This window comes from Chlorobaculum sp. MV4-Y (assembly GCF_025244685.1).
Lineage (GTDB): Bacteria > Bacteroidota > Chlorobiia > Chlorobiales > Chlorobiaceae > Chlorobaculum.
In genome coordinates, this window is record NZ_CP104202.1 from 1,539,544 (window position 1) to 1,562,789 (window position 23,246).

Below are 23,246 nucleotides of genomic sequence, written 5' to 3' on the forward strand. Positions count from 1 at the left end.
TAGCATGTTGATCTAACTTGTGTTACAAGAAGATGAAAATCGGTATTTCCTGTCATCATACGTACGGCGGAAGCGGGGCTGTGGCTACCGAGTTGGGAAAGGCGCTGGCGATGAAGGGCCATACAGTGCACTTTTTCAGCCAGGCGGCGCCATTCAGGCTTGGGCTTTATTCGCGGAACATCCATTGCCACGAGATCGAAGCGATGAACTATCCGCTTTTCGAAACGCCGTACCACTCGCTGGCGCTGGCATCGAAAATTGCCGAGGTGGCGTTTTATGAAAAGCTCGACGTCGTGCACGCCCACTACGCCATTCCCCACGCCATCAGCGCCATGCTGGCCCGGCAGATGCTCGAAGAGAAGTGCCCCGCATCGGAGTGTTTCCGCATCGTCACCACGCTGCACGGCACCGACATCACCATCGTTGGCGCTGACCGGAGCATGAGCGACGCCGTACGGCTCGCCATCAACAAGTCGGATGGGGTGACGGCGGTGTCGGGCTACCTGCGCGACGAGACCATCCGCATGTTCACACCGCGCAAGAAGATCGAGGTGATTCACAACTTTGTCGATACCGCCGTGTTCAAGCGCCTGCCCGGCCGCCGGGATTTGCTTGGACTGGATGGTGGCAAGGTAGTGATTCACATCTCGAACTTCCGCCCGGTCAAGCGCATCATGGATGTGCTGGCGGTGTTCGAGAGCATCCAGAGCGAGATTCCGGCCACCCTGCTGCTGGTGGGTGACGGGCCGGATCGCAGCGAGGCGGAGACCTGGGTGCGGCAACACGGTATCAGCGGCAAAGTGCGCTTTCTCGGCAAGCTCGATGACATCGTGCCGTTGCTGTCTATTGCCGACCTGATGCTGATGCCGAGCAATGTTGAATCGTTCGGCCTCGCGGCGCTCGAAGCGATGGCCTGCGGCGTGCCGGTTGTGGTGACCGATGCTGGCGGATTTCCGGAATTCGTACGGCAGGGAGTGGACGGCTTCCGCCATCCGCATGGCGACATCGAGGGAATGAGCCGGAGTGCGCTCTCGATGCTGCGGGACGACGAAGTCTGGCAGCGCTTTTCGGAGGCTGCCGCAAACCAGGCAGGGCGGTTCGAGACCGCCCTGAAGGTTGCAGAATATGAAGCGTTTTACCGCAGACTCATCGACGAAGCCCGCGAAAGCAAGGCTCAGTAGCGCTTGGTCGAGAGCAGTACCGAGCGGTACTTCTCCAGATCTTCGAGTACTGCGCCGGTACCGCGCGCGACGGCGGTGAGCGGGTCTTCGCTGATGTGCACCATCAGTTTGGTTTCCTCGTTGATCTTCTTGTCGAGTCCCTTGATCAAGGCTCCACCTCCAGCGAGAAAGAGACCGCGGTCGAGGATGTCCGCCGACAGCTCCGGCTTGGTGACTTCGAGGCTCTTTTTGACCGAGGTGATGATCTGGCTGATCGGGGTGGCAATCGCCTCGCGGATGGTCGCGGAGTTGATTTCGCGCTCCTCCGGCAGGGCGGTGACGAGGTTGCGGCCACGGACGTTCATGGTCAACTCCTTGTCGAGCTTGTAGGCCGAGGCGATCCTGATCTTGACCTCTTCGGCGGTGCGTTCACCGATGGCAAGGTTGTAGGCCTTGCGGAAGTGGCGAATGATGGCGTTGGTGATGTCCGTACCCGCCACGCGCAGCGATTCGCCGGAAGCGATGCCGCCGAGCGAGATTACCGCGATTTCGGTGGTGCCGCCGCCGATATCGACGATCATGTTGCCCATCGGCTCCTTGACGTCGATGCCGATGCCGATTGCCGCGGCCATCGGTTCAGCCACGAGGTACACCTCCTTGGCGCCGACGTGCTCCGCCGAGTCGCGCACGGCCCGTTTTTCCACCTCGGTGATGCCCGACGGAATGCCGATCACCATGCGGCGGATGCCGAGCGAAAACTGCTTCTTGGTTTTATTGATGAGACCGCGGATCAGCTCTTCGGTTGCCTCGTAGTCGGCGATAACGCCGTTGGCAAGCGGCTTGATGGTGACGATGCCGGGGTGTGTCTTTTCGTGCATCAGGAGGGCGTCGTGGCCGATAGCTACCACCTTGCCGGTATTGCGGTCGCGGGCGACGATGGATGGTTCGTTAAGCACGACGCCCTTGTTGCGGATAAAAATGAGGGTGTTGGCTGTTCCGAGATCAATGGCAATGTCTCTGAACAGGTCACTGAAAATGCCCATGGTGAGTAAGTATCTTGGTATGGTACATAGTGGCTTGGAAGTAGCAAAATCAGGCCCGATTCCAAGGTTTTGAATGAAGCCTAAAAGTACTTAATGGAACCTTTATTTCAAATGAAATCGTAGGCGGGAATGCCCCCTTTTTGAGCTGTCTGGCAAGCATTCTTCCAAAAGGCGGAGTTTCGTTTCAAAGCGCCAATGCTTACATTACGCAACGAGGTTCAAAACCCGGCACATCGAAGCCACTATTATTATAAAACAGAGAAGCGCAGTGCTAACGATCTACCATTTCCCCCAGGACGAAGCAGCCCTCAGAGAACAGCTCAACCGGACGGTGTCGTTTGATCCCGATGCCCAGCGGACGGTCGATGACATCCTGCATCGCGTCAGAACGGAGGGCGATGCCGCCGTGCTCGACTATACCGAGCGCTTCCAGGGGGTACGACTCTATGACATGCGGGTACCGGAGGCGGAGATCGAGACGGCGTACGCAGAGGCCGATCCCGAGTTTATCGCCATTCTCAAAGAGGCGTTCGCGAACATCACAGCATTCCACCGCAACGAGGCGGAAAAGAGCTTTTTCTACGAGCAAAAGGGTGGCGTGATTCTCGGTCAACGCGTGACGCCGATGGAGAAGGCGCTGCTCTACGTGCCCGGCGGCAAGGCGGCCTACCCCTCGTCGGTGCTGATGAACGCCGCGCCCGCGCAGGTGGCTGGCGTCGATGAAATCTACATGACCACCCCGTGCGACGCTGAGGGCAAGGTCAATCCGCACATCCTCGCAGCAGCGAAAGTTGCCGGCATCACCAGCGTCTATCGCCTCGGCGGAGCGCAGGCCGTGGCGGCGTTCGCCTATGGCACGGCGACCATTCCAAAGGTTGACATCATCACCGGCCCCGGCAATAAATATGTCGCACTGGCCAAGAAGCAGGTGTTCGGCCACGTTTCCATCGACAGTATCGCCGGGCCGTCGGAAGTGGTGGTAATCGCCGACGCAGGCGCGGAACCGGAATTCATCGTGATGGACATGTTCGCGCAGGCCGAGCACGATCCCGACGCATCGGCGGTGCTCATCACACCATCCGCCGAGCTGGCCGCCACCGTGCAGGAGACCGCTGCTCGCCTCGCGGGCACGATGCTGCGTGGCGAAGTGATTACTCGTGCGCTCACGGATAACAGCGCGATTGTCGTGACCGGCTCGATGCAGGAAGCGTGCAAGGTGTCTGACATGATCGCTCCCGAGCATCTCGAGCTGCACGTGGACAATCCATGGGAGATTCTTCCTGACCTGCGTCACGCCGGAGCGATCTTCATGGGACCGTGGTCGTGCGAAACGGTCGGCGATTACTTCGCCGGGCCGAACCACACGCTGCCGACCAACGGCACGGCGCGATTCTTCTCGCCACTCTCGGTGCGCGACTTCGTCAAGCACACCTCGATCATTGCCTGGTCAAAGAGTGAGCTGGGCCGGGCCGGGGAGCAGATCGCCCGCTTTGCCGACCACGAAGGGCTTCAGGCTCACGCCGAGGCGGTTCGCGTCAGACTGAAGCACCTGTGACGATGAAGGTCAGCGATTTCGATTACACCCTTCCCGAAGAGCGCATCGCCTGTTATCCTCCCGCCGAACGCGGTTCGACGAGGCTGATTGTGCTCAATCGGGCAATCGGATCGATCACCCATTCAGCCTACGCTGCTTTGCACGAAGAGCTTCGGCCCGGCGATCTCCTGGTGCTGAACAACAGCAGGGTGATCCAGGCGCGGCTCATCGCCCACAAGCCGACCGGCGCCCGCATCGAACTGATGCTGCTCGAAAAGCACGAGGGAGTGCAGAACCTCGCGCTTTATCGCGGGCGCCTTCGCGTTGGCGACCGATTGCTGGCGTATGGCGCGGAACTTACAGTCGAAGCGCTGCCCAGCGACGGCATCGCGCGCCTCTCCTGCGCCACCGGAAACCTCACCGATCTTTTCGAAGCGCACGGCTCCGTGCCGATTCCGCCCTACCTCAAGCGCGATGCCGAGGAGCTTGACCGCGAGCGATATCAAACCGTCTTTGCCGAACTGCCCGGTTCGGTAGCCGCGCCGACAGCATCACTTAATCTCACCGATGACTTGCTCGACAAGATCAATGCAAATGGCGTCGGCATTGCCCATGTTACGCTGCACGTCGGCCTCGGCACCTTCCTGCCAATCCGCTCGAAGAGCTTCGAAGAGCACGTCATGCACCAGGAATTCTACAACATCCCGCAACCGACCGCTCGAAAGATTGGCGAAACCAAAGCCTCTGGCGGGCGCGTAGTCGCTGTCGGCACCACCGTAACCCGCGCGCTCGAACACGCCGCGCCGAAGCTCATCGGCAGCGGGTTCGCACAGGAGGTCAGTGGCGAAGCGGATATCTTTATCTATCCGGGCTATACTTTCAAAATCATCGACGCCCTGCTTACCAACTTCCACGCCCCCCGCTCTACGGTACTCATGCTCACCGCCGCTTTCGCCGGAAAAGAGCTGCTCATGCGAGCCTACCGCGAAGCCCTCGACAACGACGGCTACCGCTTCCTCAGCTATGGCGACAGTATGTTTATCAGTTGATAAGTTGATAATTGCCCACAGGAACAGGTCCCTGTGGCTCCCCTGAGTTCTTATCAAATCATCGCCTTACCATACATTCCGTTTTCAATCTGCACAATATTTTTTTCCTGCTTGTTCGCTAATCCCATCTATTTCTCAAATTCTTAGCCCCTGTCGTCACAATACCTGAAAAAGTACGGTGCTGGCGGGCGTGGCGACTCCGGCGATTTTGCATTTCATTTGTTACAAACTTATTTTGATGTTTTGCTTTTTTCAGGGCAAAAACCATTCCGGTTGTTACCGTTCGCTGTAATCACCATAGAATAATCATTCATAATCATTTCTCTGGAGATCATTATATGAGTCTCATCAGCCAGTATCGCGCCCATACCGCAGAGCGCGCTCAACTTGGTATTCCGCCGCTTCCGCTGACCGCCGCGCAGGCCGTCGAGCTGATCGCGCTGCTCAAGCAGAATCCGGTGCAGGAGCAGGAGTATCTTCTCGATCTGTTCGTGAACCACATCAGCCCCGGCGTGGATGACGCCGCGCTTGAAAAGGCGGCTTTTCTCGATGCCATCATTCGCGGCGAAGCTTCGTGCGCGGTGATCACACCTGTCGAGGCGGTGCGGATTCTCGGCACGATGCTCGGCGGCTACAACGTCAAGCCGATGATCGATGCGCTCTCCAGCGCCGACAGCGCCGTTGCTGAAGCTGCCGCCCTGGCCCTGAAAAAGACTCTGCTCGTCTATGATTCATTTGACACGGTCGTCGAGCTGGCCAAAACCAACAGCTACGCCAAAGAGGTGCTCGAATCGTGGGCTAACGGCGAGTGGTTCACCTCGAAGCCACCCCTTGCCGAAAAGATGACCCTCACGGTCTTCAAGGTTCCGGGCGAAACCAACACCGACGACCTTTCGCCTGCAAGCGAAGCCTTCACCCGCAGCGATATTCCGATGCACGCGCTGAGTATGCTCCGCTCGAAGATGGACGACCCGATCGCGACCATCGCCAAGCTCAAAGAGAAGGGCCATCCGCTCGCATACGTCGGCGACGTGGTCGGCACAGGCTCAAGCCGCAAGTCGGGCATCAACTCCGTGCAGTGGCACCTCGGTGAGGATATTCCCGCCGTACCAAACAAGCGCACCGCTGGCGTGGTGATTGGCGGCATCATCGCTCCGATCTTTTTCAACACCGCCGAAGACTCCGGCGCGCTGCCGATCCAGGCAGATGTGACCTCGATGGAGATGGGCGACGTGATCGAGGTCTATCCATTCAAGGGTGTGATCGAGAAGAATGGCGAAGTAATCGCAAACTTCTCGCTCGAACCAAATACACTCGCTGACGAAGTTCGCGCTGGCGGCCGTATTCCGCTCATCATCGGCCGGAACCTCACCCGCAAGGCCCGCAGGGTGCTCGGCCTCGGTGAAGAGACGATCTTCAGCCGCCCCGAACAGCCTGCCGACACCGGCAAGGGCTACACCCTCGCACAGAAGATAGTCGGCAAGGCTTGCGGCCTCGCTGGCGTTCGCCCCGGCATGTACGTCGAAGTCGAGACCCTCACCGTCGGCTCGCAGGATACCACCGGCCCGATGACCCGCGACGAAATCAAGGAGCTTGCCGCCCTGAGCTTCAGCGCCGATCTCTTCATGCAGAGCTTCTGCCACACGGCGGCCTACCCGAAACCGTCCGACGTGCAGATGCACCGAAGCCTGCCCTATTTCATCATGAGCCGCGGCGGCGTGGCGCTCAAACCGGGCGACGGCGTCATCCACACCTGGCTGAACCGCATGGTGCTGCCCGACACGCTCGGCACCGGCGGCGACTCGCACACCCGCTTCCCGATTGGCTGCTCCTTCCCGGCAGGCTCTGGCCTCGTCGCCTTTGCGGGCGTCACTGGCACCATGCCGCTCAACATGCCCGAATCGGTGCTCGTACGTTTTACGGGTGAACTCCAGCCCGGCATCACGCTCCGTGATCTGGTCAACGCCATTCCTTACGTCGCCATCAAGAAAGGCTTGCTGACCGTCGAAAAGAAGGGCAAGAAGAACATCTTCGCCGGCAAGGTATTGGAAATCGAGGGCTTGCCGCAGCTCAAGGTCGAACAGGCGTTCGAGCTTTCCGACGCCTCCGCCGAGCGCAGCGCCGCAGCCTGCACGGTGCGACTCGACAAGGAACCGGTGATCGAGTACCTCCAGTCCAACGTCAAGCTGCTTGGCCAGATGATCGAAGAGGGCTACGGCGATGCCAACACCATCCAGCGCCGCATCGGCAAGATGGAAGAGTGGCTCGCCAATCCGCAGCTCCTCGAACCGGATGCTGACGCCGAGTACGCGGCAGTGATCGAGATCAACATGAGCGAAATCACCGAGCCGATCCTCGCCTGCCCGAACGATCCCGACGACGTGGCCACGCTCAGCGAGATTCTCTCCGACGAGAAGCGTCCGAAGAACATCGACGAGGTGTTCGTTGGAAGCTGCATGACCAACATCGGTCACTTCCGTGCGCTTGGCGAAGTGCTTCGTGGCAAGGGTCAGGCCAAAACCAAGCTCTGGGTGGTGCCACCGACCAAGATGGACATGAAAAAGCTGATCGAAGAGGGATACTACTCGGTTTTCGGCACTGCTGGCGCACGCACCGAGGTACCCGGCTGCTCGCTCTGCATGGGCAACCAGGCACGCGTGGCGGACAATGCCGTGGTCTTTTCGACCAGCACCCGCAACTTCGACGACCGCATGGGCAAGGGTGCGAAGGTCTATCTCGGTTCCGCTGAACTGGCCGCCGTCTGCGCGTTGCTCGGTCATCTGCCAGGCAAGGATGAGTATATGGAGATCGCTGGTTCGCTGTCGCAGAACGGTGACAGGGTTTACCGTTACCTCAACTTCCATGAGGTAACCTCTCAGGAACTGCAAATGCTTGTCGATTAACCGATTACAAGATTTCACCTCCCCTCTGCTTTTGTACAGGAGAGGAGGTGGAGACGCTTCTGTCGTATGCCTTTTGCCGCTGATCTTTGTTTTTGAATGCCTGATGTCACTGTGAGAAAAGAAGTATAATAGCTGTAAAATACACCAATTAAAAAGTACCTGCGTTTTGAGAGTGTTTTTTTGAAAAATCGGTGATTTTGATTATTATTCGTGAGCTGAACAAGCTGTAACATTTTTTATTTGAAAACAAAACTGCATTCGAATCATGAAAAAACTTTTTGCTTTCCTGTTCCTCCTGAGCTCTGTTTCTTTCGTTGGCTGCGCTCAGAAAGCTGCTGAGACTCCGGCTGCTGCACCTGCCGAGGCTCCGGCTGCTGCACCTGCCGAGGCTCCGGCTGCTGCACCTGCACCTGCCGAGCAGGCCGCACCTGCTGACCAGGCTGCTCCGGCTGCCGACCAGGCTGCTCCGGCTGCACCTGCCGAAGAGAAAAATAAGTTCCTGCACAAGGACTTAAGCAAAAAAGAGACAGAGGCAACCCTGTCTCTTTTTTGTACCATGTTTTATGAAATTACGTAAAATACTGGCCCAAAGCTTTAAGAACGCTAACCATTACAGGCCCTGATAGTAAACTGAATCGAATGTAGTTCCTTACTTGCCGGGTATATATCCAGACACCTTACCTCATTGGCCTTGATATCTTGACATACGCAAAGAACCCCCTTGATAAACAAGTTTTTTTACTTAAATTGAAGTAGTATTTATTTATTACAGCTCCCTCGATGCAGTGGTTTGAGATCAGACCCCTTTCTTTTCTTTTACCTTCGGGGGAGCTCTTTTTTTTCTGCTGTTTTAGCCCCACCCCCCAGAACATTTACGATCTTCATACAAAGTCGCATGGCTTAAGGCGAATCCATTACCAGGCACTGGCGACATGACTCCACTTTCTCGACCCTTACCTCCACCCCTGAAACCCTTTTTTACAATCTGCTGTTGATAACGTATTATTCAGTACACGTACCACTCTCTGAAGCTGGTGCGGCTTTTGCACCTAACCCAAATCCATGGAAATCCTTTTTTCTTTCTTCTTCTCATTCTGATCAACGGCCTCTTCGCCATGTCGGAGATGGCCCTGATTACTGCGAAACGTTCGCGCCTTGCCAAGCTTGCCGAAGATGGCGACAAGGCGGCGGCGGCTGCCATCAAGCTCGGCCATGAACCAACGCGATTTCTTTCAACCGTACAGATCGGCCTGACGGTCATCGGTGTGCTCAACGGTTTCATCGGCGAATCATCATTCACGCCGCCTCTGGCGGCCGCGCTCGAATTATTCGGCGGCTTGGAGCCGAAAACGAGCCATATTATCGCCACCGTGCTGGTGGTCATCGTGATTACGTATATCACCATCGTCATCGGCGAACTGGTGCCCAAACGGCTCGGCCAGACCGACCCGGAAGGCATCGCCCGCAACGTCGCGCGTCCGATGCAAATCCTCGCCACCGCAACCCGCCCATTCGTGCGCCTGCTCTCGGCATCAACTGACGCCATCCTGCGCATCATGGGCAAGCATGAACAAACCCAGCCCAGCGTCACCGAGGAGGAGATTCACGCCATGCTCGAAGAGGGCTCCGTCGCGGGCATTATCGAGCAGCAGGAGCACGAGATGGTGCGCAACGTCTTCCGCCTCGACGACCGGCAGCTCGGTTCCCTCATGGTGCCGCGCGCAGATATCATCTATCTCGACACCGCCCTGCCGCTCGAAGAGAACATGAAGCGAGTCAGCGAGTCGGAGCACTCTCGCTTCCCCGTCTGCCACAACGGCTTGCAATCGCTGCTCGGCGTGGTCAATGCCAAGCAGTTGCTCGCCCAGACGATCAAGGGCGGCGTCACCAACCTGGCTGAACATCTTCAGCCCTGCGTCTACGTCCCCGAAACGCTGACCGGCATGGAGCTGCTCGACCATTTCAGAACCTCCGGCACGCAGATGGTATTCGTGGTGGACGAGTACGGCGAAATCCAGGGCCTCGTGACGTTACAGGACATGCTTGAAGCGGTCACGGGCGAGTTCGTACCGCTCAACCTCGAAGACTCGTGGGCCGTGCAGCGAGAGGATGGCTCGTGGCTGCTCGATGGCCTTATTCCCGTGCCGGAGCTGAAAGACACGCTCGACCTGCGCGCCGTACCGGAGGAGGAGAAAGGGGTCTATCACACCCTGAGCGGCATGATCATGTGGCTGCTCGGACGCCTGCCGCAAACCGGCGACATCACCTTCTGGGAGAACTGGCGGCTTGAAGTGATCGACATGGACAGCAAACGCATCGACAAGGTGCTCGCTACCAAAATCGATGATCAGTCTGCTGAAGACCCAAAACCGGTCGCCTGACCAGCGGACGCCTCTGGGTTGCCATACACAATTGTTATCGGTACATTTTGTACAGAGAAACAACTTTTATCGAGCAACCGCCTGATTGCGCGGTTCAAGGAGACCAGCCGGCATGAGCATCCCGAGAAACATCACTGTTGAACGGAGCAATACCATTCTGATGGACCAGCAACCGTTCGAGCTGGTTGAACGCAAGGGCATCGGGCACCCCGATACGATTTGCGATTCGATCATGGAGGCGGTCTGCATCGACCTGTGCCGCGAGTACCTCGACAGGTTCGGCCACATCTGCCACCACAACATCGACAAGGGACTGCTCGTGGCGGGCCGGAGCCTGCCGAAAACCGGCGGCGGCATGATTCTCGAGCCGATGAAGCTGATTTTCGGCGACCGCGCCACCTATACCTGCAACGGCCAGCTCGTGCCCGTAGGTGAAATCGCCGAAACCGCCGCAAAGCGCTGGATTCGGAAAAACTTGCGGTTTGTGGATCCCGACCAGCACCTCATCTTCCAGAACGAAATCAAGCCCGGCTCTCCGGAGCTGACCGACGCCTTCGCCCGAAAGGTGATCGGCGCGAACGACACCTCGGTCGGCGTCGGCTATGCACCTTTCAGCGAAACCGAACGCATTGTACTTGCCGCCGAGCGGTTCCTCAACTCCCCCGCACTGAAAGAACGATTTCCGGAAGCTGGTGAAGATGTCAAAATCATGGGCTGCCGCAACGGAAGGAATTTACAACTGACCGTGGCCGTAGCTTTCGTTGATCGCTTTATCCCGAATGCAAATCACTATTTCGAGCGGAAAGCCGCCCTGCACCAGGAGCTGCTGACCTTCGTCGAAAACCAGAACTGCAACTTCGATTCAGTCGCGATCGACATCAACAATCTTGACGATCCGTCGCGAGGCGAGAAGGGAGTTTACTTCACGGTGCTCGGCACCTCGGCAGAGGGCGGCGACGGCGGACAGGTAGGCCGCGGCAACCGGGTCAACGGCCTCATTGCGTTCAACCGCAACCAGACGATGGAGGCAGCCGCCGGCAAGAACCCGGTCAACCATGTCGGCAAAATATACAATGTCCTGAGCCATGAACTTGCCCATCGCATCCACCGCGAAATCGAAGGAGTCGTGTCGGTGACAGTGTTCCTTTGCAGCCAGATCGGCAAACCGGTTGACCGGCCGCTTATGGCCTCGACACATCTGCTCACCTCACCCGGCTCTGATTTCGGTCTTCAGCAGCGAGAAGCCGCAGCCATCATCGAGGAGGAACTCGCCGGAATCAGCCAGCTCTGCGATCGGCTTGCACGCGGCAACTACCCGATCTGTTGACATTCATCCAGGCACAGCACAAAAAACGTGATGCATATTTGCGCACAAGCAAGAACACATAAAACACACAAAACACAATAAATGCCGCCACTATTATTATTCAGAGATAGAATAAATCAGCGCGGAGAGCGAAAAGAGGATTTTGTATAACATCACCATTCAGGAAAATCACGCATCGTTTCATAATGAGCATGCTTGGAAAAAGGCAGAAAAACACGCACTATACACATAAACTGCACTGCGCAACCACAAAAAAATCGATCAAATAAGTAATTATATTTCAATTATTTAAATATCGCCTACCAATAAACGATGCCAAAAAAGAAGAGTTTCACGGGAGATCTGTTCGCTACTGACGACGAACTTTTCGGCGATGCCGAAGAGAGCCATGAGGTGAATTCGGAACAGAACGATCCGCCTGCTCCGTCAGACCAGACAGACCTGACAGTGCAGGCAGATCAAACAGACACAGAAGAAACACGGCAAGAAGATAATACTGACAATACATTTAATACAGATAAATTAATACTAATCCAGGAAACACACCCAGCTGAACCTACAGTTAACCCGCCACCTGCCAAAAAACGGGAAGAGACCAAAAGCAAGCGCCTGAATCTGCTTATCCGGCCCGGTATCTTGAAAGAGTTTGCCAAAATTGCCTACATGCAACAGACCAGCGTCAATGACCTGATCAACCAGTTGATCACCGAGCATGTCGAGAAAAAACCGGAAACGATCCAGGAGTATGACCGTCTCTTCAAGGATAAAAATGCGCGCTGAACGCTCTTCCTGCACAGGATAGAAAAGTTATTTTCAGCAATTGCCTCCAGATATTTTTCATGAAGTAACCTCCCGGAGTTACAGCCGGTCACCATATTCATACCCATGAGCAACCACGAAGAGAAAAAGCAGAGTATCGCCCTCAGTTCGGTCATAGCAAGCCTGCTTCTGACCGCCATGAAACTCGTGGTCGGCCTCATGACCGGCAGTATCGGTATCCTTTCAGAGGCCGCTCACTCGACGATGGATTTCGGCGCGGCGGCGCTCACCTGGTTCGCGGTCAGAATCAGCGACAAACCGGCGGACGAAAAGCACCATTATGGCCACACCAAAATCGAGAGCGTCAGCGCCCTCATCGAAACCGGCCTGCTGATACTCACCTCTGTCTGGATCATCTATGAAGCCGTGACGCGACTCATTTCCGGCACAACGGAGATCGAGGTCACCTGGTACGCCATCGCCGTTATCATTATTTCGATCATTGTGGATATATCGAGAGCTTCCGCCTTGAAGAAAGTGGCCAAAGAGACCAAAAGCCAGGCCCTCGAAGCCGACGCGCTGCACTTCACCTCCGACATCGTCTCCTCGGCGGTAGTGCTCGTGGGACTGGGATTCGTCGCGCTTGGCATTCACTGGGCGGATGCCATGGCCGGTATTTTTGTGGCGGTGCTGGTCGGCAAGGCTGCATGGGAGCTAGGGCGAAAAACCATCGACGTTCTGGTTGACGCAGCTCCCGAGGGACTCTCCGAGCAGATCGAACAGATCGTCCTCAATGCGCCGGGCATCATCGGCATCAACAAAATGCGAATCAAGCCTGCCGGACCGTTTGTCTTCATCGACCTCACCATCTCGGTCAGCCGCACCCTGCCGCAGGAAAAAGTTGTGGCTATCTGCGCCGGAGTCGAACAGCGGCTGAAAGCGGAGCTTCCCGGCAGCGACATCACGGTCAACGCGCGCCCGGTTGTGCTCGACAGCGAAACCGTCACCGAGCGGATTCACACCGTCGGCCTCAACCACGGCCTGCACGCGCACAACATCCTCACCTCGCTTTTGGGCGAGCACAAGCAGATCACCTTCGACGTCGAGGTTGACAGCCACCTGACCATCAGGCAGGCGCACGACGCCGTAACGGAGCTTGAAAATGAGCTGCACCGGGAATTCAACGGGCAGATCGACCTCTGCATTCATCTCGATCCGCTCAACAGCGAGGAGCGCAACACACGCCCCGCCGACCCCGAAACCGAAGCGCGGCTCACCACCATCATCCGCCAGGCCGCCAGCACGATCTCCGGCATCCGCGACGTGCACGCCGTCAACATCCTCGTCTCCGCGTACAACAAACTCTACATCACGCTACATTGCGGCTTCGACGACAACACCGTCCTCGCCGACGTCCATCCCCTCACCAGCCGCCTCGAAAGCCTGATCTATCGGGATATTCCCGAAACATCCAGAATCATCGTCCACGCCGAACCGGTGAATGCCGTGGATTGAATTACAACAAAAGGCAACGACCCTATTGCCAAATCGTTGCGGCTGAAGGATGCGTGACCTACATTGAAAGAAAGGCGTCGCAACCAAACCTGTTCAGCAATGACACTTTCTCCGGAAAAACGCGCGCGGGTCTTGCAGGGCGAGATTCTCATTGATCTCGACTGGCTGCCGGATGGGGTGATCGGGGCGAAAGGCTGCGTGTTCGTCGAAGCTGAGCCGCCGGTTGTGTGGAGGATGCTGGCCGATTACAACCATCTTCACGAAACAATGCCCAAGGTGGTATCGAGCCGGTTGCTGGAGACGAACAATCACACTCGGATCATCGCGCAGTCGGGCAAGTCAGGCATTTTCATTTTCGAGAAGACGGTGAACTTTACCCTCAAAGTCGAGGAGGTTTTTCCCGAGCACCTCTACTTTTCGCAGATCGGCGGAGATTTTCAGGTGTATGAGGGTGAGTGGCAACTCGAAGCGGTCGATGGCAAGAACGGCACCGGTACACTCTTAACCTACAAAGCGGAGATCAAGCCGGACTTCTTCGCACCGCAGTTCGTGGTGAGCTTCGTGCAAAGCCAGGATTTGCCGACCATCCTCAAAGCAATCCGCAGCTACTGCGAAGCGCGAGCCAAGGGCTAATCTGAAGGACGCAGCAAAAAGATTGACAGCGGCGCATTGCGAAAAAGATCCTGATCGCCGACAATTCTTGCTCGCTGAATTTTTCGCCGCTGCCGAAGCGTTTCCGGCAATCTCCGCAGCACATCGATGAAGGCCCGCGCCACCTGCGTGGCTCGCGCCATGCCCGCTTTCCCGCCCGCAAGATAATACAGCATCGCTGCTGCTTCAAGCACGAGGCGCAGCGGCAGGAGCGCGACGAGCGGCGCGGCGCTCCGGTTGCGCAGCAGCGTGAAGAGGGCGTTGCGGTGGTTGTAATACACCTTCATCGGCGACCCCTCCGCGAGCGACGCGCCGCCCTCGTGCCAGACCACCGATTGCGGCACGGAGCGCACCCGGTAGCCTGCCAGCAACATGCGCCAGCAGAGGTCGATCTCCTCCATGTGCATGAAAAATCCCGCCTCGAAGCCACCAAGCTTTTCGACCACCTCGCGGCGCGCGAAGAGCGCCACACCCGACGCCCAGAAAATGTCCCGCGGCTCGTCATACTGCCCTGCATCCACCTCCCGCCCACCGAAGCTCCGACCGAGGCAATAGGGAAATCCGAGCCAGTCTATCAGACCACCGGCAGCTCCGGCATAGTCGAACACGCGCCTGCCACACCGCCGCTCAGGCAACGAGAGAATCTTCGGCTGCAACGCGCCGACTTTCGGATCGCGTTCCGCCGCCTCGACGAGACAACCCAGCCATTCCGGGTCGACGATGGTATCGTCATTCAGAAAAATGACATACGGCGAGTTCGCATACTTGAGACCCTCGTTGCACCCACCGGCATATCCGGCGTTTTCGGGCAAGTGAAGGACGAAGATTTCGGGATAATCGGATTCGAGACCGGCGAGATCAGAGGCGTCGCCGCCGTTATCGACGATGATGACAGAAAAGTCACGGAAGATGGTTTTGCGGAGAGCGTCGAGGCACAAATTGAGCATCGGGCGATTCCTGAGATGCGGAATGACGACCGTCACCGCCGGAGCGGCTTTGCTCGATGCTTGCATGGTCAGGCGATTGGAATGGAAAGATGCGGGATTATCTCAAATGGGTTTTACCAATTGGTTCCCCTCTCATGAGTTTTGTCCTGCCATTCTGAACGGAGCAGAGCACAGTGAAGAATCCAGCCGGAGCACCTCAATACTCCCCGAAAACCACGAGAGTCTTCGCTGCGCTCAGAATGACAAGAAAAAAAACGGCACCCTGCCACATGATTCACCGCAACGACTTCCAGAAACCGGCGGCCATCTTCGCAGTCTCTTCGGGAGTTTTCGCTATGGCGACGTGTTGCAGCAGCGCCGATCCGACCACCGCGCCATCGGCCAGCTCCCACATTTTGCGCACGCGTTCGCGATCCTTGATGCCGAAGCCGACGACAAACTTCTTCTTCGTGTGCTCGCGCACCCGGCGCAGGTACTCGGCGATCTTCTCGTCCATGCCCGCGCTGTCGAGCTTGCCGGTGCCGGTGGTGGCGTTGACCGCGAGGCAGTACGAAAAGTCGGTGGACATGCTGTCGATCAGCTCGATCCGCTCCGGCGGCGTGACCGGCGAAATGAGGTAGATCACTGAAAGACCGAAGTTTTTGGCGCGTTCGAGGAAATCCTCCGACTCCTCCGGCGGCAGGTCGGGAATCAGCAACCCATCCACGCCCGCCTTGACCGCGTCGTCCATGAAGCAGTCGCCGCCGTACGCGATGAGCGGATTGCAGTAGCCCATAAGCAGAATCGGTGTGGTGATCTTCTTGCACCCCTCGCCGTTACGCGCTTTTCTGACCAGCTCGAAGATACTGCCGACATGCACGCCATGACTGATCGCCTTGTGCGCCGCGTCCTGGATCACCGGTCCGTCGCCGATGGGATCGGAGTAGGGCATTCCAAGCTCGATGAGGTCGGCCCCGCTCTCCTGCAACGCTTCGAGCACGGGCAAAGTCGCGCCCGGCACGGGAAATTCAGGCATATAGTAGGCGATGAGCAGCTTCTTGTCCTGCTTCACCAGCCGGGTGATTCTGTTCTCTTTCATAGATGAAATAATGAGGGCACCAGATTGGGGATGACAAAAATATCGAGCACCATCGAAAACATGGTAATCATATGTACCAGCACGCTTCCCCACACATTTTTCGATTTGAGCACAATATAACCGCCAAGAATGCCAATCGGAAAAGCCATCATCGCCATCAGCCCGCGCTCGTACATGCCGACCGGCGCGACGGCGTAGTGGTTCAGCACATAGCACATCGCGGTGACGAACACGCTCAGGTGCGGATTGACTCCCTTCTCGACCATCGATGAAAGCATCAGGCCGCGCCACAGGAACTCCTCGGCGAGCACGAGAATCGGAAAAAGAAAGAGAAAATTCTTGTTGACGAGAATGCCGAGCATGTCGGTCATCGGCGGCGCGCCCTTCGAGTAGTAGATCACCGTGTTGACGATGTCCATCACGAAAAGGATTCCGCCCGCGATACCACCCCATTTCAGGGATTTTTTCAGATTGCCACCCGCCAGATACATCCCGGCCCACTCGCTCTTGCTCACGCCGCGCCACACAACGACGCCGATGCCGCCGATCACGTAAAGCGCCAGCGCGGGCCACTCTTGCAGCGGCGTGAAGTGACCGACAAGGCCGGTGATCCAGATGAGCGCCGTCAGCCCGAACGCGAGTTTGAAACGCTCGTTCAGTGAAGCGGAACCGGAATCAATCGCCTTTTCCCTTTCCATAATGTGTCAGGAATTACTTGGTTTCGATGATTACTGCAAATAGTTGGGCCGGACTTCGTATTCCACGGGATCCTCTATTCCAGCTGACGCGAAGGCCCGCAAGCGCCGAGCGCAACTGTCGCACACGCCGCACGCTTTGCCCTCGCTCTTGTAGCACGACCAGCTGAAGTGGAACGGCGCATCGAGTTCCAGCCCGCGCTGGACGATCTCAGCCTTGTTCATGGCGATGAGCGGCGTCACGATTTCGATGCGCGTCTCGGGCCGTGTGCCGTGCTCAATCACCCGGTTGAAGGCGTCGTAAAAGATTTTGCGGCAGTCGGGATAACCGGACGAATCCTCCTCGACCGCGCCGATGTAGATGCGGCTTGCACCAATCACCTCCGACCAGCTCACGGCCATCGAGAGGAAATTGGCATTGCGAAAGGGCACGTAACTGGTGGGAATATCGGTACCTGCGAGATCGGCAGGGCCGACGGGAATCGCCGAGTCGGTCAGCGACGAGCCGCCGATGGTGCTGAGGAACATGGCATCGACCTCCAGCCGGTCGGCGATGCCGTAATGGTCGCAAATCTGCCGGAAGCATTGAAGCTCCTTCGTCCACGTCCGCTGCCCGTAATTGACATGCACGGCCGCCAGCTCAAATCCCTCACGATGGGCCAGCGCGGTAGCCACCAGGCTATCCATCCCGCCGCTGAGCAAAAGTACTGCTCTCATAGGTTCAGGTTCGGCAATAACGAAAAAATTGTTTTTAATTGTAATCAATCCATAACACAAATAAAAAAGGCAGATTGGGATCCGAACGAAACTCCGTGAAAAGTTAAAATTGATATAGAACTATACATTTATCAAAAAAAATAGGTATTATTCTTTAATAAATGGTTCTGCAGCCAGCGTTGGCGTTATCAACCCCCTTTTTTGCAAAAAAAGTATCCCTTGCCATGCCTGATCCCAGTATTGATAAGAGAGACGAACAGCAGGCCCCATCACCGCAACCCGATGGTATGTCCGCAGTTGAAACACCCCAAGGCAATGATTTTTTCAAGAATATTTTTGAGAACCATTCTGCTGTAATGATGCTTATCGATGCTGAATCAGGCAGCATCGTCGATGCCAACCGGGCAGCAGCCAAGTTTTACGGGTGGACCGTCAATCAGCTCCGCTCGATGAAAATCCATGAGATTGATGCACCATCGTGGGCACATGAACAACCCTGGCTGAAAAAGCTGTCGGAAGAGAAAGAGGAGCGATTCTTCTCGATGCACCGGAAAGCCGACGGAACGCTCTCTCTCGTTGAGCTGAACTTTGGCACAATCACGCTGGAAAACAAAACGCTGATCCTGGCCATCATACAAGACAATATCGAACGCTACCATTTCGCAGCGCTGACCGAATTCAGGCGCCATCTTCTCGAAATGGCCGATAACGCTTCGACCGAGGATTTACTCACCTATACGCTTGATGAGGCTGAACGGCTGACCGGCAGCACACTCGGATTTTTCAATCTGATCTCGGATGATCAGTCAATTATGAGATACGCCTGTTCGAGCAACGCAAAAAAAGACAACTGCGGCCATGCAAAACATCCCTCGGTGATCGACTTCAAAGTGCAGGCTGACGTCATACAGGAAAAGAGAGCAGTAATACACAATGATCATGCAACACTCAGGCACTGCAACTGCAAATCAGCATCGCACAAGGAAGCCATACGCGAGCTGATCGTACCGATCATCCGCAACAGCAAGGTGATGGCAACTCTCGAAGTCGGCGACAAGCCCGCCAACTATGACCAGAATGACATCCGGCTGCTCAACGAGCTGAGCGGAGTGGCATGGGATATCATTGCCCGAAAGCATGCTGAAAATTCAGCACAAAAGACGATGGAAGCCATGCAGCATACCCAGAAAATGGATATGATCGGTCGTCTCGCAGGTGGTATTGCCCACGACATTAACAACGTGCTTTCGACCATTTTGGGACATACTGAAATAGTCATCGAGGAATTGAATGACAAGAGCCCATATGTCAAAAATCTGCTGAACATCCGCGACTCAACCATGCGCGCAGCCCATCTGATACAACAATTGCTGGCCTTTGCGCGAAAACAAACGATCCTGCCAAAAATTTTAGAACTGGACACAGCCCTTCATGACGAAGTGCCGATGTTGCAAAAACTGATCGGGGAAAAGATACACCTCGAGCTACGCCCCGGCAGTCATGGAGCAAAAATTCTGATAGATCCATCCCAGTTCGAGCAGTTGATAACAAGCCTGTGCGCCAATGCGCGCGAAGCCATCAATGGTACGGGATCGGTAATGATCGAAACCTCAAGCATAACAGTGTCTCCCTCCGATTGCTATGCAAACCATCCCTGCCAGGTTCCGGGCAATTTTGCCATGATCTCAGTGATTGACAACGGTTGTGGCATAGACAAGAATGTGCTTCCCCACATCTTCGACCCTTTTTTCACCACGAAAGAAGTCGGAAAAGGCAGTGGCATGGGACTTTCAACCGTTTATGGTATCGTCGCACAGAACAAAGGCTATATCGAATGCGAAAGTACTCCGGGCAAGGGAAGCCGGTTTACAATTTACCTGCCCTTGTGTGAAGAAATGCTCGTGCCTGACAGAAAGAAGCCGCGGAAAGATACAGCAAGTACTGATAAACAGCAGACAATACTGGTGATCGATGATAATGAGGCCATCCTTTATATCGTCAAAACCGTTCTTGAAAAAAGTGGATACCGTGTGCTTTCGACAACCTCGGCAAACGAAGCAATCAACATCGTGGCAAATTCGGGAAAGAAAATTGATATGCTTCTGACGGATGTAGTTATGCCAGAGATGAACGGCAAAGAGCTTTCAAGGAAACTTCGCGCCATATCCCCTCATCTGAAAACCATTTTTATGTCCGGCTTTCCACAGGAAATGAACTTGCTTGAGGAGGGCGCTGAACACGAGATGCATTTCATCAACAAACCGTTCAAGATCGTCGAATTTACCGCCACCATCAAAGCTATGCTCACTGAGTCTCATAGCACACAGAACCCCGAAACGGAAACGAAGTCTTGATCGAACGCGTCACAGGCGAAGAATAGTCAGTCTCGAAATCGCTACTAGATGCGATTTCGGTGAAGAGAAATAAAAATCCAACCAATTCACTCAACAAAAAAGGGCTCTTCGCAGAATATCGTGGGAAGAAGGGTGTGTATGAAGTAACATAGAGTAATTTTGAGCGTTACCCAACCACACCTTGATACTTCCATGCAGAGCCTGACGAGCCATTACCACCAACTTTTAGCTCCTTCCTCAAACTGGAAGGTCGAGAGCGTTCATGTGTCGATGAGCGGCAAGCGGGTCGAGATCAGACTGGTCTGTACCGGCAAGCAGGTCGCGTGTCCGGTATGCGGTGCATCATGGAAGATGGGCTCAAAACCGTTCAGGCACCGTGGGCCGGTAAGGCATTGCCGTTTCACGCTGCAGTTCGAAAGCTTTGCGATCGAGCTGCTCTTGCACTGCGCGAACATCAAGGCGTCAGCAAGAGGGTTCCACCGTTTCGAGAGTTATCGCAACCGGATTTTGTTTTACTGCGGCAAACTCAACAGGGCTATCGAATCATGACGGAACAGCAGAAGCCCTTACCCACGATATTCTGCGAAGAACCAAAAAAAACAAACGATAAAAAAGGCCCGCTTTCGCAGGCCTTTTTTATCGTTATGAACAATCGGGGATCAGTACATGCCACCCATGCCCCCCGGAGGCATTGCAGGCATGTCAGACTTGTCTTCCTTGACGTCGGTGATTGCAGCTTCCGTAGTAAGCAGGATGCTGGCAACCGAAGCGGCGTTCTCGAGCGCGCTGCGGGTCACCTTGGTCGGATCGACCACGCCTGCTTCGACGAGGTTCTCGTACTGCTCGGTGCGAGCGTTGAAGCCCTGATCGCCTTCGGCGTTCTTCACCTTCTCGAGAACGACAGCGCCATCGGTCGTGCCGGTGTTGGCAACGATCTGGCGGAGAGGCTCTTCGAGCGCGCGGCGAATGATCTCGATACCGGTCTTCTGGTCTTCATTGTCGGCAACAGCGTTGGCAAGGCCTTTGGCTGCACGGATGAGCGCAACGCCACCGCCAACCACGATGCCCTCCTGAACGGCTGCGCGGGTTGCGTGCAGCGCATCCTCGACGCGGGCTTTCTTCTCTTTCATCTCGACTTCGGTCGAGGCACCAATTTTGAGCACGGCCACGCCGCCGGAGAGCTTGGCGAGGCGCTCCTGGAGCTTCTCGGTATCATACTCGGAAGTCGATTTCTCGATCTGGCCCTTGATCTCGGCGATGCGGGCCTTGATCTCTTCCTGCTTGCCGCGGCCTTCGACGATGGTGGTGTTGTCCTTGTCGATGGTGATCCGGGCAGCCTGGCCAAGGTAGGCCATGGTTGCGTTTTCGAGCTTGTAGCCTTTCTCTTCGGAGATAACGGTGCCACCGGTGAGGATGGAGATATCTTCGAGCATGGCTTTGCGGCGATCACCAAAGCCGGGAGCCTTGACGGCGGCGACTTTCAGGGTGCCGCGGAGCTTGTTAACCACGAGGGTGGCCAGTGCTTCGCCTTCGATGTCTTCAGCAATGATAAGCAGCGGACGGCCGGACTGTGCAGCTTTTTCGAGGATCGGAAGAAGCTCTTTCATGTTGCTGATCTTCTTGTCGTAGATCAGAATGAGCGCCTCTTCAAGCTCGGCTTCCATGGTCTCGGAATTGGTCACGAAGTAGGGAGAGAGGTAGCCGCGGTCGAACTGCATACCTTCGACAACCTTCAGCTCGGTCTCCATGCCCTTTGCCTCTTCGACGGTGATGACGCCATCCTTGCCGACCTTGTCCATCGCCTCGGCGATCAGCTCACCGATTTCAGGATCGTTGTTGGCAGAAATGGTGCCAACCTGGGCGATTTCTTTCTTGCCGGAGATGGAGCGACTGATGTTGCGCAGCTCGGCGACAACCTCTTTCACGGCGCGGTCGATACCACGCTTCAGGTCGATCGGGCGAGCGCCAGCGGTGACGTTCTTCAGACCTTCGCGGTAAATAGCCTGGGCAAGCACAGTTGCGGTGGTGGTGCCGTCACCAGCGACATCGCTGGTCTTGGAAGCCACTTCGCGAACCATCTGGGCGCCCATGTTCTCGAACGGATCGGCAAGTTCGATCTCTTTTGCAACGGTCACGCCGTCCTTGGTCGAGGTCGGAGCACCGAATTTTTTGTCGATAAGCACGTTGCGACCGGCTGGGCCGAGGGTCACTTTTACGGCATTAGCAAGTTTATCGACGCCAACCTTAAGTTTGGTCCTCGCCTCGGCGTCAAAAAGAATATCTTTAGCAGTCATTGTAAAGCGTTCCTCCTTAAGGATTTAAAAAAACTGTTTGTGAATTGGTCAGCCAAGAATCGCGAAGATATCGGACTCGCGCATGATCAGGTAGTCCTCGCCCTCGACCTGGACTTCGGTGCCAGAGTACTTGCCATAAAGGACCTTGTCGCCAGCGTTCACCTGCATGGTGACAACCTGGCCAGCATCGGAAACCTTGCCCGGACCAACGGCAATGACTTCACCGTACATCGGCTTCTCTTTGCCGGTATCGGGAATGTAGAGGCCACCCTTGGTTTTCTCTTCGGCAGGAGCGGGCTTAACAATAACTCGATCAGCTAATGGTTTCAAGTTCATTGTCTTCTTTCTCGTTTGATTTGGTTAATAGATTGTCTTTTGTCATCATAAATGGTCTGAACGCGGGGTTCAGTCGTTATTAGCACTCAACAAGGGAGAGCGCTAATACAGGGATAATTATAAAAAAAATTTCCGGGGCGCAAATATTTTTTTATCCTGAAGCACCTTGAAACCCTGAAACCAGAGCCTTTGATATGACTTCAGATGATCGTAACAAAAGAAATCCCGAAACGCTCGGCGCCATTGGCAAGGTCACGCTGGAAAAACTGGCAAGCCTCTCCTCGAAAATCAGGGATGACGTCGCAACCGAGCCTGACAGGATCAACCATGAAATCCTCTCCGAAATCGTAGCACTCGCCTCAAACCGGGTGTCGGTCGAAAAAAACGAATCAATTCTCGATGAGGGCGGCAGTGCCTGGACGGAACGCACCGAATCACACTACCCCCACATCCGCCTCCACGGCGGCGCGCTGGAGGATGATCCGCTGAAGATGAATATTTGA

General features: G+C 55.7%; 20 protein-coding genes. 13 read left to right on the plus strand and 7 right to left on the minus strand.

What is annotated here, in order from left to right:
- Positions 1-32 precede the first annotated feature (32 nt).
- Positions 33-1,181 (plus strand): N-acetyl-alpha-D-glucosaminyl L-malate synthase BshA, encoded by a 1,149-nt coding sequence (gene bshA, locus NY406_RS07575; protein WP_260533492.1) that lies wholly within the window; start codon positions 33-35, stop codon positions 1,179-1,181.
- On the opposite strand, the gene NY406_RS07580 is transcribed toward bshA, so the two are convergent.
- Positions 1,175-2,203 carry a rod shape-determining protein gene (locus NY406_RS07580; protein WP_260533493.1) on the minus strand — a complete coding sequence of 343 codons (1,029 nt, stop codon included), beginning with the start codon at positions 2,201-2,203 and terminating at the stop codon, positions 1,175-1,177. The genes bshA and NY406_RS07580 overlap by 7 nt on opposite strands.
- 268 nt (positions 2,204-2,471) lie before the next feature.
- Here NY406_RS07580 and hisD point away from each other — a divergent pair, with 268 nt between their 5' ends.
- From hisD to NY406_RS07625, 9 genes are all read left to right on the plus strand, one after another.
- Positions 2,472-3,758 (plus strand): histidinol dehydrogenase, encoded by a 1,287-nt coding sequence (gene hisD / locus NY406_RS07585; protein ID WP_260533494.1) that lies wholly within the window; start codon positions 2,472-2,474, stop codon positions 3,756-3,758.
- Positions 3,759-3,760: 2 nt separating this feature from the next.
- Complete coding sequence (queA, locus tag NY406_RS07590; protein ID WP_260533495.1) at positions 3,761-4,786, plus strand: tRNA preQ1(34) S-adenosylmethionine ribosyltransferase-isomerase QueA; 1,026 nt, start codon at positions 3,761-3,763, stop codon at positions 4,784-4,786.
- A 338-nt stretch (positions 4,787-5,124) separates the two neighbouring features.
- On the plus strand, positions 5,125-7,689 hold the full coding sequence (gene acnB, locus NY406_RS07595) for a bifunctional aconitate hydratase 2/2-methylisocitrate dehydratase (protein ID WP_260533496.1): 2,565 nt from the start codon (positions 5,125-5,127) through the stop codon (positions 7,687-7,689).
- Between the two features lie 265 nt (positions 7,690-7,954).
- A complete protein-coding gene (locus NY406_RS07600; RefSeq protein ID WP_260533497.1) occupies positions 7,955-8,266 on the plus strand; it encodes a hypothetical protein in 312 nt (103 codons plus the stop codon).
- A gap of 538 nt (positions 8,267-8,804) precedes the next feature.
- Positions 8,805-10,070, plus strand: a complete 1,266-nt coding sequence (locus NY406_RS07605) for a hemolysin family protein (RefSeq protein WP_260533498.1) — start codon at positions 8,805-8,807, stop codon at positions 10,068-10,070.
- Positions 10,071-10,182: 112 nt separating this feature from the next.
- Positions 10,183-11,397 carry a methionine adenosyltransferase gene (locus NY406_RS07610; RefSeq protein ID WP_260533499.1) on the plus strand — a complete coding sequence of 405 codons (1,215 nt, stop codon included), beginning with the start codon at positions 10,183-10,185 and terminating at the stop codon, positions 11,395-11,397.
- A gap of 312 nt (positions 11,398-11,709) precedes the next feature.
- On the plus strand, positions 11,710-12,177 hold the full coding sequence (locus tag NY406_RS07615; protein ID WP_260533500.1) for a hypothetical protein: 468 nt from the start codon (positions 11,710-11,712) through the stop codon (positions 12,175-12,177).
- A gap of 105 nt (positions 12,178-12,282) precedes the next feature.
- Entirely contained in the window at positions 12,283-13,671 is a 1,389-nt protein-coding gene (locus NY406_RS07620) for a cation-efflux pump (protein ID WP_260533501.1), read from the plus strand.
- 99 nt (positions 13,672-13,770) lie between these two features.
- Positions 13,771-14,304 carry an SRPBCC family protein gene (locus NY406_RS07625; RefSeq protein ID WP_260533502.1) on the plus strand — a complete coding sequence of 178 codons (534 nt, stop codon included), beginning with the start codon at positions 13,771-13,773 and terminating at the stop codon, positions 14,302-14,304.
- On the opposite strand, the gene NY406_RS07630 is transcribed toward NY406_RS07625, so the two are convergent.
- The 4 genes from NY406_RS07630 to queC form a co-directional block, all read right to left on the minus strand.
- Complete coding sequence (locus tag NY406_RS07630) at positions 14,301-15,335, minus strand: glycosyltransferase family 2 protein (protein WP_260533503.1); 1,035 nt, start codon at positions 15,333-15,335, stop codon at positions 14,301-14,303. The two genes, NY406_RS07625 and NY406_RS07630, sit on opposite strands and share 4 nt — an antisense overlap.
- A 208-nt stretch (positions 15,336-15,543) precedes the next feature.
- Complete coding sequence (gene trpA, locus NY406_RS07635) at positions 15,544-16,347, minus strand: tryptophan synthase subunit alpha (protein ID WP_260533504.1); 804 nt, start codon at positions 16,345-16,347, stop codon at positions 15,544-15,546.
- A complete protein-coding gene (locus tag NY406_RS07640; protein WP_260533505.1) occupies positions 16,344-17,045 on the minus strand; it encodes a CPBP family intramembrane glutamic endopeptidase in 702 nt (233 codons plus the stop codon). The genes trpA and NY406_RS07640 overlap by 4 nt, the downstream gene beginning before the upstream one ends.
- Positions 17,046-17,075: 30 nt before the next feature.
- A complete protein-coding gene (gene queC, locus NY406_RS07645; RefSeq protein ID WP_260533506.1) occupies positions 17,076-17,759 on the minus strand; it encodes a 7-cyano-7-deazaguanine synthase QueC in 684 nt (227 codons plus the stop codon).
- Between the two features lie 161 nt (positions 17,760-17,920).
- Between queC and NY406_RS07650 the strand changes: the two genes are divergently transcribed.
- A complete protein-coding gene (locus tag NY406_RS07650) occupies positions 17,921-20,113 on the plus strand; it encodes a GAF domain-containing protein (protein WP_260533507.1) in 2,193 nt (730 codons plus the stop codon).
- A gap of 192 nt (positions 20,114-20,305) precedes the next feature.
- Positions 20,306-20,662 carry a hypothetical protein gene (locus NY406_RS07655; protein ID WP_260533508.1) on the plus strand — a complete coding sequence of 119 codons (357 nt, stop codon included), beginning with the start codon at positions 20,306-20,308 and terminating at the stop codon, positions 20,660-20,662.
- Positions 20,663-20,772: 110 nt separating this feature from the next.
- Here NY406_RS07655 and groL read toward each other — a convergent pair whose 3' ends face one another.
- Both groL and groES read right to left on the minus strand, forming a co-directional pair.
- Positions 20,773-22,407: a chaperonin GroEL gene (gene groL, locus NY406_RS07660; protein WP_260533509.1), complete on the minus strand. Its 1,635-nt coding sequence runs from the start codon at positions 22,405-22,407 to the stop codon at positions 20,773-20,775.
- Between the two features lie 48 nt (positions 22,408-22,455).
- Complete coding sequence (gene groES / locus NY406_RS07665) at positions 22,456-22,743, minus strand: co-chaperone GroES (protein ID WP_260533510.1); 288 nt, start codon at positions 22,741-22,743, stop codon at positions 22,456-22,458.
- Positions 22,744-22,937: 194 nt separating this feature from the next.
- Between groES and NY406_RS07670 the strand changes: the two genes are divergently transcribed.
- Entirely contained in the window at positions 22,938-23,246 is a 309-nt protein-coding gene (locus NY406_RS07670) for a hypothetical protein (RefSeq protein WP_260533511.1), read from the plus strand.

Bases quoted from the DNA above. Each gene is read 5' to 3' on its own strand.
- bshA (WP_260533492.1), top strand. From the start codon at position 33: ATGAAAATCGGTATTTCCTGTCATCATACGTACGGCGGAAGCGGGGCT.
- NY406_RS07580 (WP_260533493.1), bottom strand. From the start codon at position 2,203: ATGGGCATTTTCAGTGACCTGTTCAGAGACATTGCCATTGATCTCGGA.
- queA (WP_260533495.1), top strand. From the start codon at position 3,761: ATGAAGGTCAGCGATTTCGATTACACCCTTCCCGAAGAGCGCATCGCC.
- acnB (WP_260533496.1), top strand. From the start codon at position 5,125: ATGAGTCTCATCAGCCAGTATCGCGCCCATACCGCAGAGCGCGCTCAA.
- NY406_RS07600 (WP_260533497.1), top strand. From the start codon at position 7,955: ATGAAAAAACTTTTTGCTTTCCTGTTCCTCCTGAGCTCTGTTTCTTTC.
- NY406_RS07605 (WP_260533498.1), top strand. From the start codon at position 8,805: ATGTCGGAGATGGCCCTGATTACTGCGAAACGTTCGCGCCTTGCCAAG.
- NY406_RS07610 (WP_260533499.1), top strand. From the start codon at position 10,183: ATGAGCATCCCGAGAAACATCACTGTTGAACGGAGCAATACCATTCTG.
- NY406_RS07615 (WP_260533500.1), top strand. From the start codon at position 11,710: ATGCCAAAAAAGAAGAGTTTCACGGGAGATCTGTTCGCTACTGACGAC.
- NY406_RS07620 (WP_260533501.1), top strand. From the start codon at position 12,283: ATGAGCAACCACGAAGAGAAAAAGCAGAGTATCGCCCTCAGTTCGGTC.
- NY406_RS07625 (WP_260533502.1), top strand. From the start codon at position 13,771: ATGACACTTTCTCCGGAAAAACGCGCGCGGGTCTTGCAGGGCGAGATT.
- NY406_RS07630 (WP_260533503.1), bottom strand. From the start codon at position 15,335: ATGCAAGCATCGAGCAAAGCCGCTCCGGCGGTGACGGTCGTCATTCCG.
- trpA (WP_260533504.1), bottom strand. From the start codon at position 16,347: ATGAAAGAGAACAGAATCACCCGGCTGGTGAAGCAGGACAAGAAGCTG.
- NY406_RS07640 (WP_260533505.1), bottom strand. From the start codon at position 17,045: ATGGAAAGGGAAAAGGCGATTGATTCCGGTTCCGCTTCACTGAACGAG.
- queC (WP_260533506.1), bottom strand. From the start codon at position 17,759: ATGAGAGCAGTACTTTTGCTCAGCGGCGGGATGGATAGCCTGGTGGCT.
- NY406_RS07650 (WP_260533507.1), top strand. From the start codon at position 17,921: ATGGTTCTGCAGCCAGCGTTGGCGTTATCAACCCCCTTTTTTGCAAAA.
- NY406_RS07655 (WP_260533508.1), top strand. From the start codon at position 20,306: ATGCAGAGCCTGACGAGCCATTACCACCAACTTTTAGCTCCTTCCTCA.
- groL (WP_260533509.1), bottom strand. From the start codon at position 22,407: ATGACTGCTAAAGATATTCTTTTTGACGCCGAGGCGAGGACCAAACTT.
- groES (WP_260533510.1), bottom strand. From the start codon at position 22,743: ATGAACTTGAAACCATTAGCTGATCGAGTTATTGTTAAGCCCGCTCCT.
- NY406_RS07670 (WP_260533511.1), top strand. From the start codon at position 22,938: ATGACTTCAGATGATCGTAACAAAAGAAATCCCGAAACGCTCGGCGCC.